1 protein-coding gene is annotated in these 1,188 nt (G+C 68.0%); it reads right to left on the bottom strand.

Annotated features, from left to right (window positions below; translation table 11 throughout):
- Nucleotides 1–1,127 (bottom strand): RecB family exonuclease (locus FJV41_RS49210; protein ID WP_141649519.1); only part of this gene is annotated, 1,127 nt, incomplete at its 3' end.
- Nucleotides 1,128–1,188: the final 61 nt, after the last annotated feature.

Raw genomic sequence — 1,188 nt, 5'->3', positions numbered from 1 at the left:
AGGGAGTCCAGCTCCGCCTTCAGCAGGGCGGCGCGTGCGCTCCCCAGGCGTTTGCCCGCGTCCTTCAGCAGCGCGTCGAGGGCCTTCTTCTCGACGCTGGCGAGGCGCTGCATCAGCTCCTCACGGGGGAGGCCGGTGGTCCGGGCTAGCACCGCGACGGTGGGCTCCAGTGGGTAGTCGAGGCTGGTGGTGTTGAACATGCGGTAGCGCGTGCCGGCGAGGACGAGTTCGTCCTTCTCGGCGAGGTGCGCGCGCAGGACGCCCTCCAACTCCGCCTTGCGCGCGCCGAGAATCTTCGCGAGGTGGGCGACTTCCTGGCGCTCGCGGGCGACGGACTCCAAGTCGGACGTGTCCTCGCAGACGACGTCACGCTGTCCCTCCAGCGCCTGGGCGTAGGCGGGGCAGTTGCGGCGGTGGTCGCAGTGGACGCAGTTGGGGTTGAGGCGGGCGGGGAAGGACTCCGCCTTCTCCATCTGCTGGCCCAGCGTCTCGATGTAGGCGAGGGCTGCTTCCAACTGCTCCTCGGTGCGCGTCGTCTCCTGCCGCACGCCGTGGCGCAGCATCCACATGGAGAGGCGCACCTTCTTCGCCCAGGGCCACATGCGGCGCGCGGCGAGGGCGTAGAGGCTGAGCTGGAGGCTGGAGTCCAGCTCCTCACGGGTGAAGAGCTGGTAGTTGGACTTGTAGTCGATGACGTGGACCGTCTCGTCGTCCACCCAGTCGACGCGGTCGATGTAGCCCAGGACGGTGAAGGGCCCCACCGGCAGGCGGAACTCCTTCTCGACGGCGAGGATGTCGCGGGAGTCCACGCGCCCCTGCTGGCGCACGAAATCCTGGAGGATGCCGAGGCCCTGTTGGAAGAGGTCCAGGCCGGAGAGACCCTCGGCGGCCCACGCTTCACGGTAGAGCTGGAGGGCACGCCCTTCGGAGAGACGGCCCGCGTACTCGGTGTCGATGACTTCCTGGAGGAGCCGCTCAAGGACGGCGTGCAGCGCCTTCCCGAAGCTCAAGGGGATGCCGGGCTCGGCGGTGTGCTTGTCGAGGTAGTGGAGCTGGTAGGCCAGCGGGCAGGCCTCGAAGCGGCTCAGCCGGCTGTATGACAAATGCTCGTTTCGCAGTGCGCTCATGACGTGGGCCTCCGGGCCGGTGCAGTGGCGTGTCGCGAGACAGTCATCACGCTCTTTTTGA

This window comes from Myxococcus llanfairpwllgwyngyllgogerychwyrndrobwllllantysiliogogogochensis (genome assembly GCF_006636215.1).
Taxonomy (GTDB): domain Bacteria; phylum Myxococcota; class Myxococcia; order Myxococcales; family Myxococcaceae; genus Myxococcus; species Myxococcus llanfairpwllgwyngyllgogerychwyrndrobwllllantysiliogogogochensis.
Note: the sequence above shows the minus strand (reverse complement) of the source record. Positions and strands in the feature narration are given on the sequence as shown.